Genomic DNA, 2998 nt, shown 5'->3' with positions numbered 1-2998 from the left:
ACCCTCCCCTTATAAAGGGGAGGGAACTGGATCTTCCGATCTCCCCCCTTTACAAGGGGGGATTAAGGGGGGTAATTACGAATTATTTTCAAACCCAAAATGTAACTTTTACTGATTGATTTGGCAATAAACGCGGATCCTCTCCACGAGATATAGCTGCCATAATTGACTCTACAAATATATGAATTGTGTCCGCAGGCGTATTATAAAATTGTGTCCCGTATTTAGCGATCGCTTCCCCCTGAATCCCCAAAATTTCCACGTCTTGGCGGATAATGTGTTGAGCAGTCCACCGCACAAATGGACGTGCTAACTTATTCCAAATACCATAGTTATAGGTGACATCGGTGTAAACCAGAGTTGAATTCTCGGTTTCTGGAATAGATTGACTAGTAATGAACAAATGACGATTATGTGCCATCTTATACTCTACAGAGGTAATATTTGGCATATAAAAGCGATCGCTATGTTTAATCTCTACACCCTGCAAATTCAGAAAACGGCTGTACCATCCCAAATTACTGTTTTCGTTGCGATACTCCACCAAAACCGAACCATGACAGCGTTCTACAGTCATCTCTAACTTTTGTTGGCGGGAAGTACGGAAAACACCAGGATGAACAAAAGCCGTATGGGGAATATCAATAAAGTTCTCCGCACAATTAGTCACATTGTTAGCAAAACGGTTAATTACCCGCACCGTCTCCCATCCCGTTTGTCCGTAGTGAGGCATAGAAAAGGGTTCAAGATCAACGCTTGGCGTATCTGCTAACCGCACATAAACATAGCCATCTTGTTCTTTGGTAGCGTAACACTTGGCTTGACGCTGTGGGGAAGGTTTAAAATCATTTCCTTCGGCTGGAACAGCAATAACGTTCCCAACCCCGTCATATACCCAACCATGATAAGGGCATTGTAAAGCACCGTTACAGATTTTACCTGATGATAGACGGCTATTGCGGTGTAAACAGCGATCGCGCAAAGCTACGGGTTGTCCATCTTCACCGCGAAATATCGCTAACCATTCTCCTAAAACAGTGCGTGATAATACTTGGTTAGGTTGTAGCTGTTCGCTGAGTGCGACAATGTACCAGAAATCTGCAAATTGCATGGTGGGTAGGAGCGATCGTATTTAAATTATGGCAATGTCTTGAGTAGAACTGCATTGCTGTATCTATCGGATTTCAAAAGAGCTAATTTACAATTAAAAGTGAGATAGCCTGAGATGGGAAAATGATCGTGACATTAGAACAATTACAAAAGCAGGTATTAGAGTTACCAATTAGCGATCGCTGGACATTAGTGCAGATCCTTTTAGAGTCGCTACAGCAAGAAACTAGTTCTGAATTGAAAAAGGGTAACTTGTCTCGACTGCGAGGGATTGCAAAAGGTACAGAAATATCAAGTGAAGATGTTGAAGTACATTATGTTAACTATCTGACTGAAAAATATCAATAATGCGAATTTTAATTGATACAAATGTTGTCCTTGATTTTTTACAAGAGCGAGAACCTTTTGTAGAGGATGCGGCAAAACTGTTTGCAAAAATTGATGCTGGTGAAGTCAAAGCATATTGCCTTGCAGTCTACTCACTTTTCAGGGCATCTTAAGCTGCAAAAGATACAAGTTTTCTATTAAGCAATTATAAAGTTTGCAGACTGATTCCCCACACAAGGTTATTATGCTGGCAAATCCGCAGTCTAGTACTCCAAATCAGGGTCTTAGACCAAATAAACTCTTGACTATTTAGCTTCTAGATTTTCCATGACACAAATCCATATCTTTATTGACGGAACGTGGCTCTTCAAAGTTTGTAGTGCAGGTTCTGCTCTTGCATACACCACAGACTCACCAACATTTCCTTTCTACATTGATTGGAACAAATTTGACTTAGCCATTAAACAGCACGCTGGAGAGGCTTCTGGTCATGAGCTTGAACTGGGTGAGCGAGTACTTGCTACTTCAATCTTTGCGCTTCCTGAAGATTTCGATGATTGGTCAAATCGTTTTCTCGATATAACAACAGAGAAAATTGAAAAAACAAAACGGGTAGTATTTGCAAAAAATCGTTTTGCTCAAGCAGCAGTTGATGCAGGGTATTCAGAGATTGCGATTTTCCGACCTGAGATCAAGAGTTGGATCATTCCTAAACTAGAAGATAGTTCTTACCAGGAAAAACAGGTAGATACTACAGTCGTTGCTCTGTTAGTAAAGTCAGCGATAACGCGCCCAGAAGATTATCATGCAGTTGTTACGGGTGATGCTGACATGATTCCTGCAATTAAGACAGCATATCCAGAGTATACGAGGAATGTTCTTATTATCTCTACCCACCCGGATGAACTAGATGCAACTCGTAGGCAGTCCTCTTTTTCTTATTTTGATTTTGTATTCGACTTACAACCTTTTTTCTTGCAGAACAATGCGGAGAATATCATGCTTGGGAACAATGTTTATCGTTGTGTTGAGTGCGGGAAAATCTTCACTACCCAAAATCCTGTCCCAGTTAATCGACAACCAAGATGCAAAAATGATCGAGTTAGCTAGGTTAGGCTGTGACAGTCTGCTACTCTTCTAAGATAAGATGCAAGATTTAGTTGGCGTTGGGAAACCCAAAATTTACCAAAACTGACAAGTTAGATATTAGGCAGGATAAAAATGGATTGTGAATTTGATGTGGCAAATATCTAACTCGCTAGAGACATCGAAGACTTTAAATAAAGGTCTATTTCCACTGCTATAAAGTCACTAAACGTATCATGAATTTTAACAAAATAAGGCTCTTGTTGCCCTTCGCAATATGAGTAAGTTGGTGGATTATCACCTTCTGAAAGCCTGAAAAAGCTAAACTGATAACCCTGATGCATGAAAAATACAAAAGTATCCTCTGGCAAAGCTTCAGGAAAATCATTTTCTACCAAAAGTTCTTTAGCCCATTCTTGAATTTGCGGTAGATGTTGGTAAAAGCAATCAGAACCACGCAAAAACTTACCTGCAC

At 40.3% G+C, this 2998-nt stretch carries 5 protein-coding genes; 3 read left to right on the top strand and 2 right to left on the bottom strand.

Annotated elements, in window-relative coordinates:
- Window positions 1-88: 88 nt before the first annotated feature.
- Entirely contained in the window at window positions 89-1111 is a 1023-nt protein-coding gene (locus IQ229_RS21335; RefSeq protein WP_194047138.1) for an aromatic ring-hydroxylating dioxygenase subunit alpha, read from the bottom strand.
- Between the two features lie 128 nt (window positions 1112-1239).
- On the opposite strand from IQ229_RS21335, the gene IQ229_RS21330 reads away from it, so the two are divergent.
- From IQ229_RS21330 to IQ229_RS21320, 3 genes are all read left to right on the top strand, one after another.
- Complete coding sequence (locus IQ229_RS21330) at window positions 1240-1458, top strand: hypothetical protein (protein WP_194047140.1); 219 nt, start codon at window positions 1240-1242, stop codon at window positions 1456-1458.
- On the top strand, window positions 1458-1610 hold the full coding sequence (locus IQ229_RS21325; RefSeq protein WP_194047136.1) for a PIN domain-containing protein: 153 nt from the start codon (window positions 1458-1460) through the stop codon (window positions 1608-1610). Before IQ229_RS21330 ends, IQ229_RS21325 begins: the two co-directional genes overlap by 1 nt.
- Before the next feature lie 154 nt (window positions 1611-1764).
- The gene (locus IQ229_RS21320; RefSeq protein WP_194047134.1) at window positions 1765-2547 is read left to right on the top strand and encodes a PIN domain-containing protein; all 783 of its coding nucleotides are present in this window, start codon (window positions 1765-1767) and stop codon (window positions 2545-2547) included.
- Window positions 2548-2687: 140 nt separating this feature from the next.
- On the opposite strand, the gene IQ229_RS21315 is transcribed toward IQ229_RS21320, so the two are convergent.
- A partial coding sequence (locus IQ229_RS21315) for an SMI1/KNR4 family protein (protein WP_194047132.1) occupies window positions 2688-2998 on the bottom strand: 311 nt, incomplete at its 5' end.

The sequence above is a fragment of the Nostoc cf. edaphicum LEGE 07299 genome (assembly GCF_015207245.1).
Classification (GTDB): Bacteria; Cyanobacteriota; Cyanobacteriia; order Cyanobacteriales; family Nostocaceae; genus Nostoc; species Nostoc edaphicum_B.
The sequence above is the reverse complement of the archived record's forward strand: the minus strand, read 5'-3'. Positions and strand labels throughout refer to the sequence as shown.

What these genes read in the sequence shown, in the direction of transcription:
- IQ229_RS21335 (WP_194047138.1), bottom strand. Translation starts at nt 1,111, where the DNA reads ATGCAATTTGCAGATTTCTGGTACATTGTCGCACTCAGCGAACAGCTA.
- IQ229_RS21325 (WP_194047136.1), top strand. Translation starts at nt 1,458, where the DNA reads ATGCGAATTTTAATTGATACAAATGTTGTCCTTGATTTTTTACAAGAG.
- IQ229_RS21320 (WP_194047134.1), top strand. Translation starts at nt 1,765, where the DNA reads ATGACACAAATCCATATCTTTATTGACGGAACGTGGCTCTTCAAAGTT.